This window comes from Allokutzneria oryzae, from assembly GCF_042429765.1.
GTDB lineage: Bacteria > Actinomycetota > Actinomycetes > Mycobacteriales > Pseudonocardiaceae > Allokutzneria > Allokutzneria oryzae.
In genome coordinates this window covers 305381-329297 of record NZ_JBHLZU010000006.1, presented here as the reverse complement: position 1 = coordinate 329297, position 23917 = coordinate 305381, and the positions used below count along the sequence as shown (strand labels likewise).

17 protein-coding genes are annotated in these 23917 nt (G+C 71.2%); 12 read left to right on the top strand and 5 right to left on the bottom strand.

The annotated features are described in order from the left end of the window. Window positions 1-154: 154 nt before the first annotated feature. Entirely contained in the window at window positions 155-808 is a 654-nt protein-coding gene (locus tag ACFFQA_RS08215; protein ID WP_377851080.1) for a zf-HC2 domain-containing protein, read from the bottom strand. A 65-nt stretch (window positions 809-873) separates the two neighbouring features. On the opposite strand from ACFFQA_RS08215, the gene sigC reads away from it, so the two are divergent. The 9 genes from sigC to ACFFQA_RS08170 all read left to right on the top strand — a co-directional run bounded on the left by sigC (window position 874) and on the right by ACFFQA_RS08170 (window position 13570). Further along, window positions 874-1449, top strand: a complete 576-nt coding sequence (gene sigC / locus ACFFQA_RS08210; RefSeq protein ID WP_377851079.1) for an RNA polymerase sigma factor SigC — start codon at window positions 874-876, stop codon at window positions 1447-1449. Window positions 1450-1553: 104 nt separating this feature from the next. Further along, window positions 1554-2438: a (3R)-3-[(carboxymethyl)amino]fatty acid oxygenase/decarboxylase gene (gene scoE, locus ACFFQA_RS08205; RefSeq protein WP_377851078.1), complete on the top strand. Its 885-nt coding sequence runs from the start codon at window positions 1554-1556 to the stop codon at window positions 2436-2438. After that, entirely contained in the window at window positions 2438-2926 is a 489-nt protein-coding gene (locus ACFFQA_RS08200; RefSeq protein ID WP_377851077.1) for an FcoT family thioesterase, read from the top strand. The genes scoE and ACFFQA_RS08200 overlap by 1 nt, the downstream gene beginning before the upstream one ends. After that, window positions 2916-4415: a long-chain-fatty-acid--CoA ligase gene (locus tag ACFFQA_RS08195; protein WP_377851076.1), complete on the top strand. Its 1500-nt coding sequence runs from the start codon at window positions 2916-2918 to the stop codon at window positions 4413-4415. Before ACFFQA_RS08200 ends, ACFFQA_RS08195 begins: the two co-directional genes overlap by 11 nt. 1 nt (window position 4416) lies before the next feature. After that, window positions 4417-8391: an AMP-binding protein gene (locus tag ACFFQA_RS08190; RefSeq protein WP_377851075.1), complete on the top strand. Its 3975-nt coding sequence runs from the start codon at window positions 4417-4419 to the stop codon at window positions 8389-8391. A gap of 39 nt (window positions 8392-8430) precedes the next feature. Then, complete coding sequence (locus tag ACFFQA_RS08185) at window positions 8431-9444, top strand: ABC transporter substrate-binding protein (protein ID WP_377851074.1); 1014 nt, start codon at window positions 8431-8433, stop codon at window positions 9442-9444. Then, entirely contained in the window at window positions 9441-10451 is a 1011-nt protein-coding gene (locus ACFFQA_RS08180; RefSeq protein ID WP_377851073.1) for a FecCD family ABC transporter permease, read from the top strand. The genes ACFFQA_RS08185 and ACFFQA_RS08180 overlap by 4 nt, the downstream gene beginning before the upstream one ends. Next, entirely contained in the window at window positions 10448-11224 is a 777-nt protein-coding gene (locus tag ACFFQA_RS08175) for an ABC transporter ATP-binding protein (protein ID WP_377851072.1), read from the top strand. Before ACFFQA_RS08180 ends, ACFFQA_RS08175 begins: the two co-directional genes overlap by 4 nt. Before the next feature lie 87 nt (window positions 11225-11311). Next, window positions 11312-13570 (top strand): heavy metal translocating P-type ATPase, encoded by a 2259-nt coding sequence (locus tag ACFFQA_RS08170; protein ID WP_377851071.1) that lies wholly within the window; start codon window positions 11312-11314, stop codon window positions 13568-13570. Window positions 13571-13615: 45 nt separating this feature from the next. Here the strand turns inward: ACFFQA_RS08170 and ACFFQA_RS08165 are convergent, their stop codons facing one another. The 3 genes from ACFFQA_RS08165 to ACFFQA_RS08155 all read right to left on the bottom strand — a co-directional run bounded on the left by ACFFQA_RS08165 (window position 13616) and on the right by ACFFQA_RS08155 (window position 17061). Further along, a complete protein-coding gene (locus ACFFQA_RS08165; protein ID WP_377851070.1) occupies window positions 13616-15160 on the bottom strand; it encodes a flagellar basal body protein FliL in 1545 nt (514 codons plus the stop codon). A gap of 166 nt (window positions 15161-15326) precedes the next feature. Next, on the bottom strand, window positions 15327-16607 hold the full coding sequence (locus tag ACFFQA_RS08160; protein ID WP_377851069.1) for a flagellar basal body protein FliL: 1281 nt from the start codon (window positions 16605-16607) through the stop codon (window positions 15327-15329). After that, window positions 16576-17061, bottom strand: a complete 486-nt coding sequence (locus tag ACFFQA_RS08155) for a hypothetical protein (RefSeq protein ID WP_377851068.1) — start codon at window positions 17059-17061, stop codon at window positions 16576-16578. Before ACFFQA_RS08155 ends, ACFFQA_RS08160 begins: the two co-directional genes overlap by 32 nt. A gap of 189 nt (window positions 17062-17250) precedes the next feature. Between ACFFQA_RS08155 and ACFFQA_RS08150 the strand changes: the two genes are divergently transcribed. The 3 genes from ACFFQA_RS08150 to mobA all read left to right on the top strand — a co-directional run bounded on the left by ACFFQA_RS08150 (window position 17251) and on the right by mobA (window position 21288). Further along, window positions 17251-18789, top strand: coding sequence for an AMP-binding protein (locus tag ACFFQA_RS08150; RefSeq protein WP_377851067.1), 1539 nt, complete (start codon window positions 17251-17253; stop codon window positions 18787-18789). A gap of 508 nt (window positions 18790-19297) precedes the next feature. Next, window positions 19298-20659, top strand: a complete 1362-nt coding sequence (locus ACFFQA_RS08145; protein WP_377851066.1) for an NlpC/P60 family protein — start codon at window positions 19298-19300, stop codon at window positions 20657-20659. Between the two features lie 71 nt (window positions 20660-20730). After that, window positions 20731-21288 carry a molybdenum cofactor guanylyltransferase gene (gene mobA, locus ACFFQA_RS08140; protein ID WP_377851065.1) on the top strand — a complete coding sequence of 186 codons (558 nt, stop codon included), beginning with the start codon at window positions 20731-20733 and terminating at the stop codon, window positions 21286-21288. Between the two features lie 114 nt (window positions 21289-21402). Here the strand turns inward: mobA and ACFFQA_RS08135 are convergent, their stop codons facing one another. Beyond that, window positions 21403-23760: an arylsulfatase gene (locus ACFFQA_RS08135; RefSeq protein ID WP_377851064.1), complete on the bottom strand. Its 2358-nt coding sequence runs from the start codon at window positions 23758-23760 to the stop codon at window positions 21403-21405. Window positions 23761-23917: the final 157 nt, after the last annotated feature.

The following is a 23917-nucleotide window of genomic DNA, read 5'->3' as shown; positions in this document are numbered from 1 at the left end:
GGCTGGCGTGGTCGGGGTTTTCGCGTTTTGTAGGCTTATTGCGCAAAAGAGCGCTCTCATTTCGCATTAAGGCTACAAAACGCGAAATGGGGGGAGCGCCGGGTGTGGGGCGTCAGGGGCCGGTGAGGTGGAGTCACCGGTTGCCGGGCACGGCCTATGCGGCGTCGGTGGAGCGCAGCACGGGGACGGCTGTGCGGTCCGGGGAGGACGGCGCGGGCAGGCGTTGCTGGCGGTGCAGCGCGTAGAGCAGGCCGAGACCGATCACCAGCGGAACGTGCGAGGCGACTCTGGCGAAGGGGACCGCGCCCACGATCAGGTCGTGGACCGAGAAACCGCCCAGCACCACCAGGAATCCCGTCAGCACGGGCAGCAGACCCGCGACCGTGCGTGCGCGCAGCGCCGCCCAGAGCATGCCCACCGCGAGCGCCAGGTTCCACGCGGTGCTCTCGTTGAACAGGTGGCCGCCCATCGGCTCGTCGTGGCCGCCGTGCGCGGACGCCGGGGCCACGCCGACCAGCTGTGCTATGCCGAGCGCGAGCTGGGTGGTGGCCACCGCGACCAGGGCCGCGCGGGTCCAGCGGCCGGGTTGGCGCGGGGCCGGGGCCGCCGCGAGCACCGCGGGCGCGAGGTCGGGCGGGGACACCGCGGGGCGCACCCGGAGCGTCCTGGTCAGCGCCGTCGCCCGCGCCTGCCACGATCGGCAGTCGGCACAGCCCCGGAGGTGCTGGTCCGTCGCGGTCTCCGGCACCGGCTCCGGTTCGCCGTCCATCCTCGCGGAGAGCGCTTCGCGGCAGGTCGCACAGTTCACGCCCAGATTGTCGTACCAGGACGGGGGTGAGTTCCCGGCGATCGCCTGGATTACGCTTCCGGGTCGTGACTTGGCCGGAGGGTGACGACGAGCGCGTGACGCAATGGGCCCTGGACGCCGGTGCGGGCGACCAGGCCGCGCTCGAACGGTTCGTCCGCGCCACGCAGCGCGACGTGTGGCGGTTCGTCGCCCACCTCGCCGACGTGGGCGCCGCCGACGACCTCGCCCAGGAGACCTACCTCCGCGCCCTCGGCAGCCTGCACCGCTTCGCCGCCCGCGCCTCCGCGCGCACCTGGCTGCTGTCGATCGCCCGGCGCGTCGTGGTGGACCAGGTGCGTGCCGCCGTCGTGCGCCCGCGCACCGCCGCCGGAGCCGACTGGGCCGTGGAGGCCGACGCCGCGCAGGCGCGCGACCGGGGCTCGGCCGCCGGGTTCGAGGACGTCGTGGAGCTCAACCTGCTGCTGGACGGCCTCGCCGGGGACCGCCGAGAGGCGCTGGTGCTGACCCAGGTGCTCGGGCTGTCCTACGCCGAGGCCGCCGAGATCTGCGACTGCCCGGTCGGCACCATCCGCTCCCGGGTCGCCCGCGCCCGCGAGGACCTGCTCCGCTCGGCGGACCAGCGGGACGCCGGCACGGGCTGACCCGCCCGTTACCGACTCGTCACCTTCGGCGGGGGAACTCCCGCGGGTGCTCGCCCGACCACTCGGACGGCAACAGACCTCAGCCGCCGAGGGGAACCCCAACCATGCAGATCACGCCGCAGGCCGGGAAGGCCATGGGCGTCACCGTGACCGGCTTCGACGCCGCCACCGCCTCCGACGCCGACGTGCAGCGGGTCAAGGACGCCGTCTACACGGACAAGATCGTCGTGCTCAAGGGGCAGGAGCTGACGCCGCGCGAGTTCCTCGGCCTCGGCGCCCGGTTCGGCGAGCCGGTCACCTACTACCAGCCGATGTACCGGCACCCCGAGCTGCCGGAGATCTTCGTCTCGGCCAACGTGCCCAGTGAGGGCAAGCGGGTCGGCGTGCCCAAGACCGGCAAGTTCTGGCACGCCGACTACCAGTTCATGCCGGAGCCGTTCAGCATCACGCTGATCCACCCGCAGGTGGTGCCGTCGAGAGACCGGGGCACCTACTTCATCGACATGGGCCAGGCGTACCAGCGGTTACCGCGGGAGCTGCGCGACGCCGTCGCGGGCACCACGAGCCACCACAGCGCCCGCCGCTACTTCAAGATCCGCCCGGAGGACGTCTACCGGCCGATCTGGGAGGTGATGGAGGACATCGAGCGCGAGACCCCGCCGGTCGCGCAGCCGACGGTCTTCACCCACCCGGTCACCGGTGAGCCCGTGCTGTTCATCAGCGAGGGTTTCACCTACGCCATCGAGGACTCCACCGGTGCGCGGCTCGACGACGAGGTGCTTCGGCGGCTGCTGGAGGAGACCGGGCAGCTCGACCCGGAGTGCGCCCACCCGAACACCCACCTCCAGACCTACGAGCGCGGCGACCTGCTGATCTGGGACAACCGCAGCCTGGTTCACCGCGCGTTGCACACCACGACTCCGGAACCGACCGTCTCGCACCGGGTCACCGTGCTCGACGGGCACCAGCTCTACAGCAAGGCGCTGTGATGGGGCAGGAGCTGCTGGAGCGGGTGCTCCTTCCGTACAAAGTGGACTGTCGCTACCTGTGCTCCGTGGAGCCCGAGGGGGACAAGGCCGTTCGCGGCGAGTTCACCATTCCCGAGTCCTGCTACATCGACGACACCGGGCACTTCAACGCGGTGGAGTTCAACATCTGCTACAACCAGCTCGTCTACTACCTCATCGCGCGGACGGTGCTGGAGGGGCGGGTTCCGGAGTTCGCGGGCTGGACGATGGAGGACTTCTGGCGCAAGCAGCTGCCGGACATCCTGATCGCCAGGTTCGAGTCCCGGTTCAAGCGGCCGATCAACGCGCGGTCGTTCTCCGGTGAGGTGGCGTTCACCAGCCTCTCCCTGCGCCGCGGCACGCGGTCGATGCTGTTGGCGCACACCGATGTCAGCTTCTGGGACGTCGACGGCGGATCCGCGCAGGGCGCCGTGCTCCTCGCGATCATGGAGCCGCCCAGTGCTTGCTGAGCGAACCCTCGGTGCCGCGTTGCGGGCGCGGGCCGCGCTTCGCCCCGGCCACACCGCCCTGGTCTGCGGCGGTGTTGAACAGTCCTATGTGGAGCTCGATCGGGAGTCGGACCGCGTCGCCCGGTGCCTGCGAGCGGGTGAGCGCGTCGCGTTCCTGGGCAAGGAGTCCCCGCACTACTACGAGCTGTTGTTCGGGTGCTCGCGGGCCGGTGCGGTGCTCGTGCCGATCAACTGGCGGCTCACCGGAGCCGAGGTGGCTCACATCGTCGCGGACTCCGGCGCGACCGTCCTCTTCGCCGATCGCGGTTGCGCGAAGGCCGTCGAACAGGTCCCTGACACGCCCGTGGTCTGGTTGGACGGCTTCGAGGGCTGGAAGGCCGGTGCGCCGGACGGCGCTCCCGTCGAGTCCGGTCCGGACGATCCGGTCGCGCAGCTCTACACGAGCGGGACCACCGGGCTGCCCAAGGGGGTCGTGCTCGGGCAGCGCGGGTTCTTCGCGGTGCGCGCGTCGCTGGCGGAGGCCGGTCTCGACTGGCTGGACTGGCGTGCCGACGACGTGAGTCTTGTTGGTGTGCCAGGGTTTCACATCGGTGGGCTGTGGTGGGCGGTCCAGGGGCTGACGTCGGGCATCACCAACGTGATCATGCCAGCGTTCGCCTCCGGTGAGGCCGTCCGGCTGGTGGGCGAGCACGGAGTCACGATCACCTGCGTCGTGCCCGCGATGCTGCGGCTGATGCTCGACGAGCCGGAAGCGGCACGGCTGCGCGGGCTACGCAAGATCGTTTACGGCGGTTCGCCGATCTCCGAGGCGCTGTTGTCGCGGTGCCTGGACGTGGTCGGCTGCGAGCTCGCCCAGATCTACGGGCTCACCGAGACCGGCAACACCGCCGTCTGCCTGCCGCCGTCGGAGCACGTGCCCGGTGGCGCGCGGATGCGGGCTGCCGGGCGGCCCTACCCCGGCGTGGAGCTGGAGGTCCGCGACTCCTCCGGACACCCCGTCCCGGTGGGCGAGGTGGGTGAGGTGTGGCTGCGCAGTCCCGCGAACATGCTGGAGTACTGGGGAAACCCGGCCGCGACCGCCGAGTCCCTTGTGGACGGATGGGTGCGCACCGGTGACGCGGGCCACGTCGACGACGAGGGCTTCGTGTTCCTCCGCGACCGGGTCAAGGACATGATCATCGTGGCGGGGGAGAACGTGTACCCGGCGGAGATCGAGGGCGCGCTCGCCGGGCACCCCGCGATCGCCGACTCCGCTGTGATCGGCGTGCCCGACGAGCGGTGGGGCGAGGCCGTGCACGCCTTCGTGGTGCTGAAGGAGAAGGCGACCGCGCGCGAGCTGATGACCTTCCTCAAGGGCACACTGGCCGCGTTCAAGCTGCCGCTGCGCTACGAGTTCGTCGAGACGATCCCGCGCAACCCCAGCGGCAAGATCCTCCGCCGCGTCCTGCGGGAGCAGTTCTGGCGCGACCGCGACCGGCAGGTCAACTGAGGTGGCTCTCACCCTGCGGCGGGTTCGCGCCGACATCGCCGAGTTCCTGTTGATGGAGCCGGAGGAGCTGACCGACGACCTCGACCTCTACGACGCCGGGCTGGACTCGGTCCGCATGCTGACGATCGTGGACCGCTGGCGGGAGTTCGGTGTGCGCGTCAGCTTCGCGGAGCTCGCGGAGCGGCCGACGGTCGCTGACTGGTGGTCCATGCTGTCGGCCTCGTGCGGGCCGGGCGGGGCCGAGCAGGCGACGGCCTTCCCGTTGACCTCGGCACAGCGGGGGATTCTCGCCGCGCACCAGCTCGATCCGAGCGGTCCGGCCTACAACACGGCGGAATACGTCGAGATCTTCGGCGTGGTCGATGCCGTGGTCTTCGAGCGGGCGTTGCGACGAGTCGTGGACGAGGTCGAAGCGTTGCGGTGCCGCATCGAAGGGGACCAGCAGGTCCTCGTCAGTCCACAGTGGATGCCGCACATCGCGGACCTCCGTGGGCACGGCGATCCACGTGCGGCGGCCTTGAAGTGGATGCGCCAGGATCTCGCGGTGCCGGTTGACCTCGCCGCCGGGCCGCTGTTCGGCCACGGGCTACTGCGCGTCGAGGACGAGGTTTTCCTGTGGTACCACCGTGTCCACCACATCGCTCTAGACGGTTTCGGGGTCGCTCTCGTGGCCCGGAGGGTCGCCGAGGTCTACACGGCGCTTGTCGAGGACCGTTCGCCGCCTCCGCACAACTTCGGCTCCCTGGCCGAGATCGAGGAACCCGACACCAGTACTGACACCGGCTCCCGGGACTACTGGCTCGACTACCTCGCGGACTGCCCGCCCGTGGTGAGCTTCGCCGACGGGGCCGGTCTGCCGTCCCGTGACTTCCTGCGGGTGCGAGCGCGGGTGTCGAGCCGGGCGGACTTGGCGGTCGCCGCGGTCGGTGCCTATCTGAGCCAGGTCAGCGGCTTCGAGGAGGTCGTGCTCGGTCTGCCGGTGCTGAACCGCGCGGGATCGGCGATGCTGCGCGTTCCCTGCACGGTGCTCAACGCGATTCCGTTGCGGTTGCGCGTCGAACCGGACGACGATCTCGTGACGCTGTCAAGGAAGGTGGCCGACGACGTCCGGCGGGGCATGCCGCACCAGCACTACCGCTACGAACAGCTCCGCCGCGACCTCGGTCTGGTCGGTGGGCACAAGCGGTTGTTCGGGCCGGTCGTCAACGTGATGCCCTTCGACTACGACCTGAGCTTCGGCGGAGCGTCGTGCGAGGTGCGCAACCTCTCGGCGGGGCCGGTGGAAGACTTGGCCGTCAACGTCTACGACCGGCGTGACGGCAACGGCATCGAGGTTGTGCTCGACGGCAATCCGGACCGCTACAGCGTGGCGGACCTGGAGCGGCACCTCGGCGGTGTCCTGGGTTTCCTGGGTGCTGAACCGTCCGTGCTCGACGGTGGACCGCTGCGGTCGGTCAGGCCGGTGGCGGAGCTGATCGCCGAGCAGGTTCGTGTCCGTCCACAGGCGACAGCCGTGGAATCCGGGTCGTTCCGCCTCACGTACGCCGAACTCGTTGCGGCAGCAGAGAACGTCGCCGAACGCATCACCGACCGCGCCGTACTTGTCGATGCCACTCGCGACATCGACACGATCGTCGAGATCGTCGGCGTGATCTTCGCGGGAGCCGCTTATGTGCCGGTTGACCGCGACGGCCCGCCGATTTCGTTGCCCGGCATGGACTTCGAGGATCCGGCCTATGTGATCCACACGTCCGGTTCGACCGGGCAGCCGAACGCCGTGGTAATCGGGCAACGCGCGTTGAACTCCTTCGTCGCCGCCGCGACGGAGCGCTACGGAATCAACGAGGCCGACCGCGTGCTCCAGTTCGCGCCGCTGCACTTCGACGCGAGCGTGGAGGAGATCTTCCCGGTGCTCTGTGCGGGTGGCACGCTCGTCCTGCGCACGGATGAGATGACGCAGTCGGTGCAAGCGCTTCTGCGTGCCTGCGACGAGAACGAGATCACCGTGCTGGACCTGCCGACCGCGTACTGGCACGAGCTGGCGTTCGTCATGCCGCCGTTGCCCGCCTCGCTGCGCACGGTGATCATTGGCGGAGAGGCCGCGCTGCCGGAGCGCGTCGAGCGGTGGCATGCCGCGCAACCACACGTACGACTGATCAACACCTACGGTCCGACCGAAGCCACGGTGGTGGCGACAGCGGCCGACCTCGTCGCCGGGGGTGGAGTTCCCATCGGTCGACCGTTGCCAGGTGTGAAGGCCGTGGTTGCCGACGCCGACGGGCGTCCTGTGCCCGTCGGAGTGGCGGGGGAGCTGTGGTTGTCCGGCTCCGGACTCGCACTGGGCTACCTCGGTCGCCCGGATCTGACTGCGCGACGGTTCCGTTCAGTGGGCGGCGAACGCGCCTATCGCACGGGAGACCGCGCGCGGCTCGGGCAGGACGGCGAGCTGTACCACCTCGGCCGCGTCGACGACGAATTCAAGATCAGTGGGCATCGGGTCTCCCCGGCGGCGATCGAAGCCGCGCTGGTCCGCCATCCGAACGTGCGGGCGGCGATGGTGACCGGACACACCCGTCCGGACGGCACGAAGCTGCTCACCGCGCGGGTCGTCGCCGATACCGTCGCCGGTACCACCGTGGCCGAACTCCGTGAGCACCTGCGCGGCCTGCTGCCCGCCGCCGTGGTCCCCGGCGTGATCGAACTCGTGGAAGCTCTGCCGCTCAACCGTTCCGGCAAGATCGACCGATCCGTGCAGGCCGATGATGGCACGGTTCTCGGGATCATGCGTCACATCCTCGGCCAACCGAGTCTGTCCACTGAGGACGACTTCTTCGAGGCGGGGGGCCAGTCGCTGCAAACGATCCAGGTCGCCAACCGGATCGGTGCGGCCCTGGGCACTGAGGTCCCGGCGGCCCTGGTCTTCCGGTATCCCACCGCTGGTGGGCTGGCGCGTGCTCTTCGAGGCACCCGCCTTGACCGGAGTGGCCTGCCCGCCGTTGCCCTGGCGGACGCGGTGCTCGATCGCGACATTCTTCCCGCGCCCACGGCAAGCGGGACCGGCCGGATCCTGCTGACCGGCGCGACCGGCTTCGTCGGCGGGTACCTGCTCGCCGAGCTGGTGCGCGGCACGGACGCGGAGATCATCTGCCTGACCAGGTCGGACCTGCCCGAACAGGACCGGGTGCGCGTGGTGCGGGGCGACGTCGGGAAGCCGTGGCTCGGACTGGACGTCGGGACCTGGCAGGACTTGGCGCGGGTCGATGCCATCTACCACTGTGCTGCCGTGGTCAGCCTGTTGCGCGAGTACGACAGCATGCGCGCGGTGAACGTGGAGGGCACTCGGTCACTGCTCAGGCTCGCAGCCGCGGGCGCGCCGTCGCGTTTCCACTACGTGTCCACAGTGTCCGTCGCATTGGGACAGAACACGCTGGCGACGGGGTACCAGCAGAGCAAATGGGTGGCCGAGCAGCTCGTCCTCGAAGCCGGGGGCCGTGGGCTCGACACGACCATCCACCGGTTGGGGCGCGTCGTCGGGCCGAAGGTCAACCCGCAGGACGTGCTGTGGCGGCTGCTGCTCGCGGGCATCCCGGCGGGTGTCGTGCCGAAGCTGCACCACGCGGAGCCGTGGGCCGACGCCGAGGACGTCGCGCGCGAGATCTTGGCTCAGCGCGGCGGAATCAGGGAAGTCCTGCCGGAGCGCCGGCTCGTGCTGGATGACCTGCGCGAGTGGATCATCGACTACGGATACCCCGTCGAGATGTGCTCACGCGAGGAGTGGCGCGTGCGCGTGACCGACGCCGACCCGACGACGCTCGCCCTGCTGGACCTCTGGCCCGACGAGGCGCGGGAGAGCACCGCGACATCGACCATCGACAGGGCCACCGTGCACCGCTACCTGGACCAGTGCGCCGATGCGGGCCTGCTGCCCGTGATCCGCGCCGCACGCGGGAACTCGACCGGTCCCGCCACCGACTAGTGCTCTACCCACCGCCGCCGCACTGAGGAGAAACCCCGCATGCAGTCCAAGCGCGTCGCCCTGGCGTTAGTGTTCCTGGCCGCCACCGCAGCTGTCACCGCATGCGGCGAGCCTGCCGGAGCGCCCCGGCAGGCCGCCCCGGCGCCGGGCTACCCGGTCACGATCTCCAACTGCGGCAAGGACATCACCTTCCAGCGCCCACCGAGCCGGACCGTCGTGATGAACGGCGGGTCGGTCGCCGAGGTGTCCACGCTGATGGCGCTCGGCCTGGGTGACCGGGTCGTGGCGAACGCCCAGTCCTACGGCGCATCCGACGAGCCGGGCCGCGCCGAGGCCATCGCCAAGCTGCCGACCGGTGACATCAAGCTCAACGACCTCATGGACATCCCGAGAGAGGCGATGCTGGGCCTGCGGCCGGACTTCGTCCTGTCGACCTACAGCGGCGGCTTCGACGGCAACCGCGGCTTCGCCACCCGCGAGGACCTCGGCGCGATCGGCGCGAACACCTACGTGCCGGCCAAGATGTGCGGCACGGGTGGCACGCAGGGCATCGACGACAGCTACGCGATGCTGCGCGACCTCGGCAAGGTCTACGGCGTCAGCGACCGCGCGGAACAGATCATCACGGACGCGCGGCGGCGGATCGCGCAGGTCGATGCGCGGGTGAAGGACAAGCCCAAGCCCAGGGTGATGCTCATCATCCCCGGCATGGACATGGGCGCGGGCGACTTCAGCTCCGTCGGCGCACAAGGGATCTGGAACGACATCATCGCCAAGGCGGGCGGGGTCAACGCCTTCGCCGACAGCTCCGGCCAGCTCTTCGCGAACCTCAGCAAGGAGCAGCTCGCCGCCGCCCGGATCGACGCGGTGATCGTCGTGAACTACCACAACCCCGATCCCGCCGCCTCGGCCGCCGCGCTCTACGCCCAGTTCCCGCAGTGGGAGGCGGCCAAGGCCAAGCGGCACGTGGTGCTCTCCGACTCCGTCTACTTCGGACCGAACAACGCCACCGCCGTCGAGCGGATCGCGGCGCTGCTCCACCCCACCGCGTGAGGACCGCGCTGCTCGGCCTCGCCGCGCTGCTGGCCGCGGTGATGGTCGCGGCCACGACGATCGGCTCGGTCGGCATCCCGCTCGGCGACGCGTGGGCGGTGATCACCGGTCACCTCACCGGGAACGTCGGCGACCTCGACCCGGTCTCCGACCAGATCCTGTGGCAGTACCGCGTTCCCCGCGTGGTGCTGGCGGCCCTGTGCGGGGCGGGTCTGTCGGTCGCGGGCGTGGTCCTCCAGGCGCTCGTGGCGAACCCGCTCGCCGATCCGTACGTGCTGGGCATCTCCTCCGGGGCCTCGGTCGGCGCGGTGGTCGTGCTGACCGCCGGAGCCGGGGCGCTCGGCGGGCTCGGCGTGTCCTCGGCGGCGTTCCTGGGCGCGGTCGCGTCGGTGGCCGTCGTGTTCGCGCTCGGCCAGCACCGCGGCCGCCTCGCGCCCACCCGCCTCGTGCTCGCGGGCGTCGCCGTCGGCTACGTGCTCTCCGCGCTGACCAGCTACCTCCAGCTCCGCGCGAACCCCAACGAGCTGAAGTCGGTGATGTTCTGGCTGCTCGGCAGCGTGGCGGGCGCGCGCTGGGAGCAGCTCGGCCTGGTGAGCGCGGTCGTGCTCACCGCGTCGGCCGTTCTGGTGCTCTACGGCCGCAGGCTCAACGCCCTGGTCACCGGCGAGGAGTCCGCGACGTCGCTCGGCCTGGACGTGCGACGGGCCCGCGTCGGCCTGCTGCTGGTCTCCTCGCTGCTGACCGGCACCCTGATCGCGGTCGCGGGCGGGGTCGGCTTCGTCGGGCTGATGGTCCCGCACCTCGTCCGCCTGGTCGCCGGTGCCGACCACCGCCGCGTGCTGCCGCTGTCCGCGCTGGTCGGAGCGCTCTACCTGGTGGTGGTCGATCTGCTGGCGCGCACCGTGGACAGCCCGAACGAGCTGCCGCTGGGCATCTTCACGGCGGTGTTCGGCGCCCCGTTCTTCCTGTGGCTGCTGCGCCGGGGCCGGACCCTGGGGGAGACGTGAGACTCGATGTGGCGGGGGTCGGCCTCACCCTCGGCGGCACCCCGGTCTTGGACGACGTGCGCCTGGTCGTGCGGCCGGGCACCGTGGTCGGGCTGGTCGGCCCCAACGGCAGCGGGAAGTCCAGCCTGCTGCGCACGATCTACCGCTCGCTGCGCCCGTCGGCCGGAGCGGTCCTGCTCGACGGCACCGACCTGTGGTCCCTGCCGGTCCGGGCCTCGGCCCAACGCGTCGCGGCGGTCCTCCAGGACGGCGCGAACCCCTCGGCCCTCACGGTCGCCGAGGTGGTGGAGCTCGGGCGCACACCCCACCACGGCCTCGTCTCCAGGACGACACCCGCCGACCGGGAGGCGGTCGAGACCGCGATGGCCCGCGCGGGCGTGACGGGCCTGGCCGCCCGGCCGATGGCGTCGCTGTCGGGCGGTGAGCGGCAGCGGGTCCACCTGGCGCGGGCGCTGGCGCAGCGACCGGAGCTGCTGGTGCTCGACGAGCCCACCAACCACCTGGACATCCGGGCCCGCTTCGAGCTGCTGGAGGTGGTGCGCGGCCTGGGCGTGACCACGCTGGCGGTCCTGCACGAGCTGGACCTGGCGGCGCGCAGCTGCGACCAGCTGGTGGTGCTGAACCGGGGCACGGTGGCGGCGGCGGGCGAGGTCCTGCTGGCGCTGACCCCGGAGATCCTGCGCGAGGTCTTCGGCGTGCACGCCAAGGCGGAGCGCCATTCCGACGGCGTCATCCGGCTCACCTACGCCGCCGACCCCCTCGCCGACCTCTGACGTGGGGCGTGACACGGATGGGGGAGCGCGGGAACCGGCGGGGGTCGCCCGACGACTCGTGTGGGTCGGAAGAAGTGTGAGGAAGCGATGACCCAGAGTGTGGCCACCGACGAGCTTGAACTCGTCATTGGCGGCATGACCTGCGCCGCGTGCGCGAACCGCGTGCAGCGCAAGCTCAACAAGCTCGACGGGGTGAGCGCCACCGTCAACTACGCGACCGAGAAGGCCGCGGTGACGGCTCCGGCCGGTACCGACCCGAGAACGCTGATCAGCACCGTCGAGCAGGCCGGGTACACCGCGCGCCTGCTCCGGGAGGAGCGACCGGACGAGCGCGATCCCGTCAGGGCGCTGAGGAACCGGTTGTTCGTGGCGATCCTGCTGTCCATCCCGCTCTGCGACCTGACGCTGGCGTTGTGGCTGCTGCCGGGCTTGCGGTTCCCGGGGTGGCAGTGGGTGTCCCTGGCGCTGGCCACCCCGGTGGTGCTGTGGTCGGCGTGGCCGTTCCACCGGGCCGCGGTCAAGAACGCCCGGCACGGCGCCGCTTCCATGGACACGCTGGTGTCGATCGGGGTGCTGGCCGCTTACGGCTGGTCGATGTGGTCGCTGTTGTTCACCACCGGTGACGAGCTGCACACCGGCTTCGAGATCACCACGGAGGCCGGTGGGTCGGTCTACCTCGAAGTCGCCGCCGGAGTGACCGCGTTCCTGCTGGCCGGTCGGTACTTCGAGGCGCGGGCGAAGCGCATGGCGGGCAACGCGTTGCGGGCACTGTCCACGCTGGGCGTCAAGGACGTCACGGTGCTCCGCGACGGGGAGCCGGTCGTGCTGCCGATCGCCGCGCTCAAGGTCGGCGACCTGTTCCTGGTCAAGCCGGGTGAGCGGGTCGCCGCCGACGGCGAGGTGGAGCAGGGGCGGTGCGAGGTCGATGCGAGCATGGTCACCGGCGAGTCCGTCCCCGTGCCCGTGGGCCCCGGGGACCCCGTCATCGGCGGCACGGTCGCCGTCGGCGGGCGGCTCGTCGTGCGCGCCACCAAGGTCGGTGACGACACGCAGCTCGCGCACATGGCCCGGCTCGTCGAGCAGGCGCAGAACGACAAGGCCGACGTGCAGCGGCTCGCCGACCGGGTCGCGGGCCGGTTCGTGCCCGTCGTGCTGGTGCTCTCCGCGCTGACCTTCGCCGCGTGGCTGCTCACCGGGCAGCCCACCGAGGCCGCGTTCACCGCCGCGCTGGCCGTGCTGATCATCGCCTGCCCGTGCGCGCTCGGCCTCGCCACCCCGACCGCGCTGCTCGTGGCCACCGGACGGGCCGCGCAGCTGGGAATCCTGATCAAGGGCGCCAGCGCGTTGGAGTCGACCCGTGCCGTGGACACCGTGGTTCTGGACAAGACCGGCACCGTCACCAGCGGGAAGATGACCCTCGCCGCCGTCCACCCGTACGCGGGCGTGGACCGCGCGGAGCTGCTCGCCGTCGCGGGCGCGGTGGAGGACGCCTCCGAGCACGCCATCGCCGTCGCGGTCGCGACGGCCGCGCGCCAGGAACTGGCTTCGTTGAGCCAGGTCGAGGACTTCGTCGCGCTGCCGGGGCTCGGCGCACAGGGCACTGTGGACGGTCGGGAGGTGGTCATCGGGCGGGCGCGGTTGTTCGCCGAGCGGGGGATCGCGTTGCCCGAGGAGCTGGAAAACCTTCGCACGCAATGGGAGTCGCACGGCAAGACCGTTGTCGTCGTCGCACGGGACGGTGCGGTCGCCGGGCTGCTCGCGGTCGCCGACACCGTCAAGCCCACCGCCGCCGCGGCGGTCGCCGAGCTGCGCGCGCTCGGGCTGCGCCCGGTGTTGCTGACCGGCGACAACGAGGCCACCGCGCGCGCCGTCGCGCGGGAGGTCGGCATCGACGAGGTCGTCGCCGAGGTGCTGCCGCAGGGCAAGGTCGAGCTCGTCAAGGCGTTGCGGGAGCAGGGCCGCACGGTGGCGATGGTGGGCGACGGCGTGAACGACGCGCCCGCACTCGCCACCGCGGACCTCGGGCTGGCCATGGGCAGCGGGACCGATGTGGCGATCAACGCCGCCGACCTGATCCTGGTGCGCGACGACCTCACCGCGGTGCCGGACTCGATCCGGCTCGCCCGCCGCACGCTCGGCACCATCCGGGGGAACCTGGTGTGGGCCTTCGGGTACAACGTCGCCGCGCTCCCGCTGGCCGCGCTCGGGCTGCTCAACCCGTTGATCGCGGGTGCGGCCATGGCGCTGTCGTCGGCCTTCGTGGTCTCCAACAGCATGCGGCTGCGGAGGTTCGCCTCGTCCAACCCCGACGTCGGCCGCCCCGAGGACGACCGCATCACCGGATAAGAAAAGGGGGCGTGCCGATGACGGCACGCCCCCTTCGCCCGTGTCCTATCTCCCGGCCTTGACCAGCTCTTCGACGTCCTTCGGTTCCAGGCTGCGCAGCACGGTCAGCATCAGCTCGCTGACCGTCCTGATCGGACTGACGTAGTGCTTGCCGTCCACCTGCGTCGTCATCACGCCCGCGTCGAGGAAGTTGCGCACGATCCGCTCGCAGAAGTCCTTGAGCTGCTGCGGCATCGCCTTGCCGGTGTTGCGGCGGTAGCTCTTCTCCGCGCCTTCGATGAAGTTCTCCACCACGTCCTTCGCGCACATCCGGTCCGGCTGTCCCTGCGGGCCCTGGATCTCCACGCAGTCCTCGACCCGGCGCACGGTGCCGCGCTCACCGTCGATCTCCAGCATCATCGAGTCCAGGCTGACCTTGGTGCCGCCGTTGACGTCCTTGTGCACTGTCTTGAGGTCGACCAGCTTCGAACCGGTGTCCAGCTCGCCACCGAGCTCACCCACCAGCAGCGGGCCGAGGTCGTGCAGCACGCCCATCTCGTCCGGCGGCAGCAGCTCGACCACGCGGCGCAGGTCGCCCGAGAGCGCGGCCCGCACCAGCTCCTTGACCGCCGTCTCCGCGTCGGGGGCGCCGTTGGCCGGGATGGGCTCCTTCGGCCAGGCGATCTCCTCGACGGCCAGCGCGTTGTCGGCGATGGAGTAGAAGAAGCTGGCGTACCAGGTGCCGCCCTCGTTGACCGTGGCGATGCGCACCGGCTGCCCCGTGGCGCGCACGATGCTCGCGATGTCGATGGTCTCCGTGGTGCGCTGGTCCACCCGGCCGTTCGGGAAGGCCAGGTCCACGAACTTGTCGGCGAGCGGCAGCTTGGCGGTGTCCGAGGTGATGGTGATGGTTCCCGCGGTCAGCTTGGTGACCGTGACGTGGTCGTTGAGCTTCTCCTCGCCCGCCTCGTCGAAGCGCAGGCCCTCCGCCTTGAGCTCCACCCCGGCCAGCTGGTCGGGGCTGGCGTCCGGCTTCATCACCTCCAGCCGCTTGAGCTCGTCCATGGACGCGCCCATGTAGTCCGCGCTCAGCTTCGCCTCGGCCGGGGCCAGGTTGGAGATCACGCCGGCGATGTCGCCCTTGCCCAGCGCCTCGACCAGCTTGGTCGCGGCGGCCGTCGGGGTGCTCGCCCCCGCCGAGCCGGAGAAGGCGAAGAACGCGGTGACGCCACCGGCGACCAGTGCGACGACGGCGACCAGGATGCCCACCACGAGCCCGGTGCGCTTCCTGCCGGGGCCGGGCGCTCCTTGCTGCGGCGGGTGTGGGTGGCCGTACGGCGGCTGCCCTGGTCCGGGCTGGGGCAGCATCGGCTGCGGCGGCATGCCCTGCTGCGGGAACTGCTGGGCGAACTGTTGCGGGGGCTGCTGGGGAACCTGCTGGGGCACGCCGAACGGCGGTGTCGCCATGTCGGCGTTCTCGGCCAGCGGGGTCTTCGCGGTGGGCTGCTCCGCCTCGGCGGCCGGTCCCGCCGCCGTGGGCTGTTCGGCCGCGACCTCGTTGTCCGGATCGGGCTGGGCGGGTGAGCCCGAGGTGTCCCCGGGGGTGCTCACGGTCTGTCTCCTCCTGAAAAGTCTGGTTCGCGCTGCTCGCGGCGACCCTAGGGCGTCGCGGGGGGACTTGGACCAGCCGCCCCGGTGTTGGGTACCGAGACGTTGCCGAAAAGAAAGGACCACCCGGGCCGCGCCCGGGTGGTCCTCGTCTCGGCGGTGCCGCCGGTCAGCGGTTGCCCAGCTCCACCAGCTCGGCGAGGGACTTCGCGTCCAGGCCGCGCAGGAAGGTCAGGACCAGCTCGTTGACGGTGCCGGTCGGGCTCAGGTAGTGCTTGCCGTTCTCCTCGACGGTGGCAACGCCGATGTCGAGCAGGTTGCGGCCGATGCTCTGGACGGTGCGCACCGCGGCTTCGGGCAGCTGGATGCCGTCCTCGGCCGCCGCCTCCTCCATGCCCGCGACGAGCTGGTCCAGGCACAAGACCCGCGTGCCCTCGCCCGCGTCGACCACGGCGCAGTCGCCGTCCCTGGCCACGGAGAGCCGCTGGCCGCCGATCTCCACGACCACCTTGCGCGGGCTGATCCGCTTGCCGCCCGGGATGTCCTTGGTCTCGGTCTGCAGCTCCACCAGCTTGGTGTCGGAGACGGTCTCACCGCTGAGCCCGACGACCAGAGCGTTGCCGACGTCGTGCGCCACCGCCATCTCCGTCGGCGGCAGCAGCTCGATCACCCGGCGGGTGTTGCCGTCGATCGCCGCGGTCACCAGCTCGCGCACGGCCTGCTCGGCCGTGGCGGCGCCGACCGCCGGGATGCTCTCCTTCGGCCAGGACCGCCCCGTCATCTGGAGCGCGAAGTCGGCAACGCTGTAGTAGAGGCTCGGGTGCCACTTGTCGCCGACCTTGACGGTGGCGATCCGCACCGGCTTGCCGGTGCGCCGCACCACGTCCGCGATGTCCACAGTGGTCGTCGTCGAGGTCGTGGTACCCGGCTGCCCGCCCAGCAGCTTGAGGAACTTCTCGGTGTAGGGCGCCTTGCTCTGGTCCTCGGTCATCGCGACCTTGCCCTTGACCAGCTTGACCACGGTGATCCGGTCGTTGACCTTCTCCTCCGGCACGGCGTCGAAGCCGACCTCCTGCGCGGAGATCCCGCCGACCGCGGTCAGCGGGTCGGCGTCGCCGCGCAGGACCTCCAGCCGCTTCATCTCCCCGGCCGTGGTCGTGGCGAAGTCGCGGAACGCCTTGGCCTCCGCGGGGTGGATCCGGTCCAGCACGCCGACCGCGTCACCCTTGTTGAGCACGTCCACCAGGCCGGTCACCGCGCTCTGCGGCGACGCGCCAGGGGCGCTGTCGCCCTGCAACGCCGAGCTCAGCGCGACGCCGCCGCCGACGAGGGCGAGCACGCCCACGACGACGCCGACGATCAGGCCGGTCTTCGGCCTGCGCGGCGCCTCCTGCGGGGCGGGCTGCTGTTCCTGCTGCTCAGGAACGGGGTGGCTCTCGCCGTTGGTCACTGTCACTCCCCTGTGTCATCCGTCCAGGGGCGCCCACGAGCACGGCGATCGCGCCCACCAGCGACAGCAAGGCGCCGACGAGCACGGTTACAGGTCCCGTCCAGGTGATGCCGACCAAAGAGCCCCCGGCGTCGGCGTGGACGGACGCGAACACCCCCACTGCGCCCGTTATCGCCGAAAGGAGCAGATTCGCTACAGCGGCGACTCGGGGAACGCCCAAGACGTAACCAGCGACACACAGCGCGGCCAGCGGGCCCAGCGCGGGCCAGCCCGCCAGCAGCGCCCCGCCGACGCCCTGGTCCAGCCCGAGCAGGCGGCGCAGCAGGTCAGCCGCCTCGTAGCTGTCGCGCAGCACCGCGCCCGAGCGCAGCCAGGGCAGGAAGGTGCCGACGACGGTCAGGACGAGTCCCGGGATGGCGAGCCCGATGCCGAGTCGCCGCAGCTGATGACGCACGCCGGACATGGTCCCAGGCGGTGCTCGGCCCTTCGGGGCAGCGCGCCGTTCGCCGTTCGGGGGTGCGCGTTCGGCGAGTCGCCCGACGGCCAGAAGAGTGAGTGTCGGCGGGGTGCCTGTCGGCTGCTGGTAGCGCTCAGTACCCTTCCGGCCACTCGGTGTTTCCAGCCCCCTGGAGGTACGTAGACCATGCGGGTCCCGCTCACCGTCGCCGACTTCGTGGATCGCGCCGAAACGGTGTGGTCCGGCTCGACCGCCGTCGTCGACGAACCAGACCAGCCCGCGGCCGCCGTGCCGACAACCACCTACGGCGACGTCGCCACCAGGGTGCGGGCCTGGCAGGCGGGCCTGGACGCCATCGGCGTCGGCGAGGGCGAGCGCGTCGCTGTGGTCAGCCACAACTCCAGCAGGCTGCTGGAGCTGCTCTACGCGGTCCCGGCCAGCGGGCGGATCTGCGTGCCGATCAACTTCCGGCTCCGCGCCGAGGAGATCGCCTACATCGTCGAGCACTGCGGCGCGTCCACGCTGCTGGTCGACCCCGAGCTGGACGCCGACCTCAGCGGCATCACGGCGCCGCACCGCTACGTGCTCGGCGAGCAGACCGAGACGGAGCTGATGCGCTTCGGCGTCGAGCCGCGCGCGTGGACGTCGCCGGACGAGGACGCCACCGCCACGATCAACTACACCTCGGGCACCACGGCGCGGCCCAAGGGCGTGCAGATCACCCACCGCAACATCTGGGTGAACACGATGACCTTCGGGCTGCACGTGCGCGCCTGGGAGCGCGACGTCTACCTGCACACGCTGCCGATGTTCCACTGCAACGGCTGGGGCATGCCCTTCGTGCTCGCCGGGCTCGGCGCCAAGCAGGTCGTGCTGCGCAAGGTCGACGGCGCGGAGATCCTGCGCCGGGTCGAGCAGCACGGGGTCACCCTGGCCTGCGGCGCGCCCGCGGTCTGGAACATGGTGCTCGACGCCGCCCAGGACTGGAAGGGCGAGATCCCCGGTCGCGGCTCCATGCGCATCGTCTGCGCGGGCGCGCCGCCGCCCACCAGGACCATCGCGCGCATCGAGGACGAGCTGGGCTGGGAGTTCCAGCAGCTCTACGGCCTGACCGAGACCTCGCCGACGCTGACCTTCAACCGCACCCGGCCGCTGGACCTCGGCCTGCCGGCCGAGGAGCGCGCCCGCAAGCTCTCCCGCGCCGGTGCCCCGGCGATCGGCGTGCGGCTGTCGGTCTCCGACACCGGCGAGGTGCTGGCCCGTTCCAACACCGTGCTGGAGGGCTACTGGAACAACAAGGAGGCCACCGAGGACGCGCTGGACGGCGGCTGGTTCCACACCGGTGACGGCGGCACCCTGGACGACGAGGGCCACCTGACGATCTCGGACCGGAAGAAGGACGTGATCATCACCGGCGGTGAGAACGTCTCCTCGATCGAGGTGGAGGACACCGTCTTCAGCCACCCGGCGGTCGCCGAGGTCGCGGTGATCGGCGTGCCCGACGACAAGTGGGGCGAGACGATCAAGGCCCTGGTGGTCCTCGCCGAGGGCGCCGAGGCCACCGAGCAGGAGATCATCGCTCACTGCAAGCAGCGGCTGGCCGGGTACAAGGCGCCCACCTCGGTGGAGTTCCGCGAGTCCATCCCGCGCACGGCCACCGGCAAGATCCAGAAGTTCAAGCTGCGCGAGCCGTTCTGGGCCGGGCAGGACCGGCGCGTGAACTAGCACCCCGGCAAGCGGCGACACCACCTAGCCGACCGCGCCACCCTCTTCCCCCGAAGCCCACCGCGCGTGCCCCACGTTTCGCGTTATGGAGCCTCAGCGCGATATGGGAGCGCTCTCTTGCGCATGAAGGTGACAAAACGCGAAAACACCGGCCACGCCGGCCGGGGCGCGGCACCCGGGCCGGGTGAGCGGGGCCGGGCGAGCCGGTGGCGAATGGCCCCCTTGTTGCGACCAAGGGGGCCATTTTCGTGCGCTCGGGGACCTCGCGCGGTGTGCGCTGCGTAAGGTTCCGCGCGAGGGCGAAGCCGCCGACCGTGACCGATTTGTAGTCCTTTGTGACACGAGTGAGGGACGGTACGCGTGTTTCTCCTGCTAAAAGTGGCAGGAGTTGGGGCGGGGGTGCACAGTTGCGCTGCGTGTTCGGAGGGTGTCGTTCGGTGGAGCGCGAGCTAGGCCGGACGGCTCAGCGGGACCGGGGGAGCACTCCTCCGTCGTGGGAGGTGAGCTGATGTCGACTCGACGCAGCGGCGCCGCGCTCGTCAGCGTGGCCCTCGCGATGGTCACCGCGGTCGGGATCACGGGCACGGCCCAGGCCGTCCCCCCGCCGCCGCCCAACCCCAGCGACACCGAGCTGCAGCAGGGCCGGGTGGACGTGGACTCCAAGGCCGGTGAGGTCGGCAAGCTGACCAACCAGCTGGCCCAGGCCGAGACCCGGCTGCTGGAGCTCTCCGCCGAGGTCCAGCTCAAGATGGAGGACGCCAACAAGGCCCAGGTCGACCTGGACGAGGCGGAGCAGGTCGCCGCGGCGGCCAAGCGGGACGCCGAGGGCGCCAAGGCCGAGGCCGACGCGGCCGGGCGGGCCATCGAGGAGGTCCGCAAGCAGGTCGACGCCTTCGCCAGCAGCAGCTACCAGCAGGGCAGCACGGTCGGCTCGATCCGCGCCCTGATGGGCGTGCGCAGCGCCGACGAGCTGCTCGAACGCCTTCGGATGCTCGACGCCGCCAGCGGTTCGCAGCTCAGCGCCCTTGACAACATGCAGCGGGCCCGCACCGACAAGGCCAACAAGGACTCGCTGGCGCGCAAGGCGCTGGAGGTCGCCAAGCAGAAGGAGGACGCGGCGGCGGCGGCCAAGCGAGTCGCCGACGTCGCCCGTGCCGCAGCGGTCAGCGCCCGCGCCGGCCAGGAGCGCAGGGCCGAGCAGCTGGAGAACGACCGCAGCTCGGTGGAGAAGCAGCTCAACGAGGCCCGGTCCCGGGTCGCGGGCCTGCAGGACCAGCGGCGCAGCTTCGAGAACTGGCAGGAGGCCAAGCGGCGCGAGGAGGCCGAGCTCGCGCGGCAGGCCGCCGAGGCGGCGGCAGCGGCGGCGGCCGAGGAGCGCAGGCGCAACGGCAGTGGGACCAGGGGCGGCGGGGGCACCGCTGCGCAGCGGCCGACCCGCGTCAGCGGCAGCGGCGCCGCGCAGATCGTGATCAACCGGGCGCTCTCGCAGCTGGGCGTGATCTACGCGTGGGGCGGCGGCAACGGCAGCGGCCCGACCCGCGGCATCCGCGACGGTGGCGTCGCCGACGCCTTCGGCGACTACCGCAAGATCGGCTTCGACTGCTCGGGGCTGATGATCTACGCGTTCGCCGGCGTCGGCATCAACCTCGCGCACTACAGCGGCTACCAGTACAACTCGGGCCGCAAGGTGCCGCTGACCCAGATGCAGCCGGGCGACATGCTGTTCTGGGCCAACGGCGGACGCATCCACCACGTGGCCATGTACATCGGCGGCGGGCGGATGGTCGAGGCCCCGTTCTCCGGCGCCAGGGTGCGCGTCACCTCGGTGCGCTACGGCGGCATCATGCCGTACGCCACCCGCCTGCTCTGACCTCCCGGTGGCACGGGAAAGGGGCTGTCCCCGAGGCGGCCCCTTTCCCGTGTCCGGGGGAGGATGCGGGGATGGACGTGATCGTGCTCGCCGGTGGCGCGGGCAGCCGCCTCGGCGGCCGGGACAAGGCCGCCGTCCTCCTGGCGGGCCGCCCGCTGCTGGACCGGCTGCTCGACGCCGTTCCCGCCGACTCCCGGGTGGTGGTCGTCGGGCCGGTGCGCGAGGTGCCGCGGCCGGTGGTGTGGGCGCGGGAGGACCCGCCGGGCGGCGGGCCGGTCGCGGCGCTCGCCGCGGGGCTCGCGGACGTGCCCGAGGGCTCCGGCCTGGTCGCGGTGCTCGCGGTGGACCAGCCCGGCGTCACCTCGGCCACGCTCGTCCGGCTGCGCGCCGCCCTGACCGCCGACGCCGACGGCGTGGTGCTCACCGACGCCGATGACCGTCCACAGTGGCTGGTCGGGGTGTGGCGGACGGAACGGCTGCGGGCCGCCCTGCCCCTGCGGACCGAGGGCGCCGCGCTGGGTCGCACCCTCGCCGCGCTGAGCGTGCTGCGGATACCGGCCGAGAACGCTGAGGCGCACGACGTCGACACTCCTGAGGATCTGGTTCGCTGGCGCGCGCGGGCGGAGTGACCGCCCACCGCTCCAACCGGTCCAGCAGCACCGGCCCGATCAGCAGCACCAGGGGCAACGTCGCCATGACCGTGAAGGACACCGGAACTCCTCGCTCTGTTCCACCGGCCCCGGTCACTGGATGGCCAGTGCCAGCCGGAGCCGTTCCTCGTGCTTGACGTAGTGGTCGGTGTCGGCACCGGCGCCGAGGTCGATCTGCACCCAGCTCACCCGGCCGCGGAACTCGCGGACGCGGTAGTCGGTGGTCACCGGCGAACCCGCCTGGGTGCCGACGTCACAGGTCTCGTCCGCGGAGAACAGGAACGGCACGGTCCGTTCGACCCGGCCGTGGCCGATCCGCTCGCCGTCGAGGTAGAGGGCCACGTCGCCCCCTTTGGCCAGTCCGCCGCCGTCGTAGGCGAACTCCATCCGCACCTGGTGCTTGCCGGGCGTGAGGGGCTGGTCGCCCGCGACGTAGTACCGGGCCAGCCCGTAGAAGTTGTAGCAGTACTTCGGGGTGCCGTCCTTGACGTAGAGGCTCCACCCGCCGGTGATGCCGCCCTGCGCGACGATCACCCCGTTGGCGACGGGTCCGGGCACGACGACCTCCGCGGTGATCGCGTGCGACTTGTTCTTGAGGTTGACGACCGAGTGCTCGTTCAGCCGCCCCATGCCGCCGAAGAGCAGCTGGCGGTTGCCGTGGACGAGCTGGGGCCGCCCCGCGGTCTCGGGGTTCAACCGCTCCACGAAGCGGTCGTCCAGCGGCAGCACGTTGTACCTGGCGGCTTCGACCAGCCAGAGCCGCTGCAGCTCGTGCAGCTTGTCCGGCATCTCCGTCGACAGGTCGTGGGCCTGGGTCCAGTCCGTGTTCGTGTCGTAGAGCTCCCAGACGTCGTCGTTGAACGCGGGCAGCGCCGCACCCGTTGTGCCCCAAGGGATTCGGTGGCGGGTCACCGCGGTCCACCCCTTGTGGTAGATGCCCCGGTTGCCCAGCATCTCGAAGTACTGCGTCTCGTGCCTGCCCGGCGCGTTCGCGCTGTCGAACGTGTAGGCCATGCTCACGCCCTCCATGGGCCGCTGCTGCACGCCGTGCACGAACGACGGTTCGGGCAGCCCGGCGGCCGCGAGCACGGTGGGAGCCACGTCGATCACGTGGTGGAACTGCGCGCGGATCTCGCCCCTGGCGCCGAACCCGTTCGGCCAGTGCACGATCGTGCCGGTGCGCGTGCCGCCGAGGTGCGATGCGACCTGCTTGGTCCACTGGTAGGGCGTGTTCATCGCGTGCGCCCACCCGACCGCGTAGTGGTTGTAGGACTTGGGCCCGCCCATCTCACCGAGCCGCTCGCGCAGGAAGGCGGGCGTCTCCAGGTGGCCGAACCCGGTGATGGTGACCATCTCGTTGAAGGTGCCCTGCACCGACCCCTCCGCCGAGGCGCCGTTGTCCCCGATGATCGCGTAGATCAGGGTGTCGTCCAGGACGTCGAGGTCCGCGATCGCGTCGATGACCCGCCCGATGTGGTGGTCGGTGTGCGAGAGGAACCCGGCGTAGAGCTCCATCTGGCGCGCCAGCACCGGCTTCATCTCCCCGGCGATGTCCTCCCACGCCGGGATCGCGGAGTGCCGCCGGGGCAGCTCGCAGTCCCTCGGCACGACGCCGAGCACCTTCTGCCGCGCGAAGGTCTCCTCCCGAAGCCGGTCCCACCCCGCGTCGAACCGGCCCCGGTAGCTGTCGGCCCACCCCTCGGGCACGTGGTGCGGCGCGTGCGTCGCGCCCGGCGCGAGGTAGACGAAGAACGGTTTCGACGGCGTCAGCGCCTTCTGCTGGCGGATCCACCCGATCGCCCGGTCGGCGAGGTCCTCGGTCAGGTGGTATCCCTCCTCCGGGGTCCGGTCCGGTTCGACCGGGGTCGTGCCCTCGTACAGCGCCGGGTAGTACTGGTTGGTCTCGCCGCCGAGAAAGCCGTAGAAGTACTCGAACCCGCTGCCGGTCGGCCACCGGTCGAAGGGGCCGACCGGACTGGTCTCCCACACCGGCACCTCGTGGCACTTGCCCAGCTGCGCGGTGGAGTAGCCGTTGAGCCGCAGGATCTCCGGCAGCGGCGCACAGGTGTTGGGGCGCATGGAGTTCTGCCCCGGCGCCGCGGTCGCCATCTCCGTGATGGAGCCCATGCCGACGGTGTGGTGGTTGCGGCCCGACAGCAGCGCCGCGCGGGTGGCCGAGCAGAGCGCGGTGGTGTGGAAGCGGTTGTACCGCAGGCCGCCGATGGCCAGCTCCTCGAACCGGGGCGTGTCGCACGGTCCGCCGAACACGCTCGACGCGCCGAAGCCGACGTCGTCGATCAGCACGACCAGCACGTTGGGCGCGCCCTCTGGCGGTCGCAACGGGGTGATCGGCGGGAACGAGGTGTCCGGGTCCCTCGCGTCGTAGGTGATCAGTCCGCTGTGCGGTCGGTCCGGGATCGGCAACACACCGCGCCGCGGCGAGTCCGTCATCTCTGTGCCCCTTACACCCGTGTCCGTGCCGGAGATCCGGCGATGTGCGTGGAGTGTCGGTGCCCGGCGGCCGGAACTTCCTCACCCGGCGCGGGTGAAGCCCGATGCGCGCGCGACGGGCGTTCGCCGATCTCACCCACACCAGGTGACGCCGCCG

What these genes read in the sequence shown, in the direction of transcription:
- ACFFQA_RS08200 (WP_377851077.1), top strand. Translation starts at nt 2,438, where the DNA reads ATGGGGCAGGAGCTGCTGGAGCGGGTGCTCCTTCCGTACAAAGTGGAC.
- scoE (WP_377851078.1), top strand. Translation starts at nt 1,554, where the DNA reads ATGCAGATCACGCCGCAGGCCGGGAAGGCCATGGGCGTCACCGTGACC.
- ACFFQA_RS08135 (WP_377851064.1), bottom strand. Translation starts at nt 23,760, where the DNA reads ATGACGGACTCGCCGCGGCGCGGTGTGTTGCCGATCCCGGACCGACCG.
- mobA (WP_377851065.1), top strand. Translation starts at nt 20,731, where the DNA reads ATGGACGTGATCGTGCTCGCCGGTGGCGCGGGCAGCCGCCTCGGCGGC.
- ACFFQA_RS08170 (WP_377851071.1), top strand. Translation starts at nt 11,312, where the DNA reads ATGACCCAGAGTGTGGCCACCGACGAGCTTGAACTCGTCATTGGCGGC.
- ACFFQA_RS08145 (WP_377851066.1), top strand. Translation starts at nt 19,298, where the DNA reads ATGTCGACTCGACGCAGCGGCGCCGCGCTCGTCAGCGTGGCCCTCGCG.
- ACFFQA_RS08185 (WP_377851074.1), top strand. Translation starts at nt 8,431, where the DNA reads ATGCAGTCCAAGCGCGTCGCCCTGGCGTTAGTGTTCCTGGCCGCCACC.
- ACFFQA_RS08150 (WP_377851067.1), top strand. Translation starts at nt 17,251, where the DNA reads ATGCGGGTCCCGCTCACCGTCGCCGACTTCGTGGATCGCGCCGAAACG.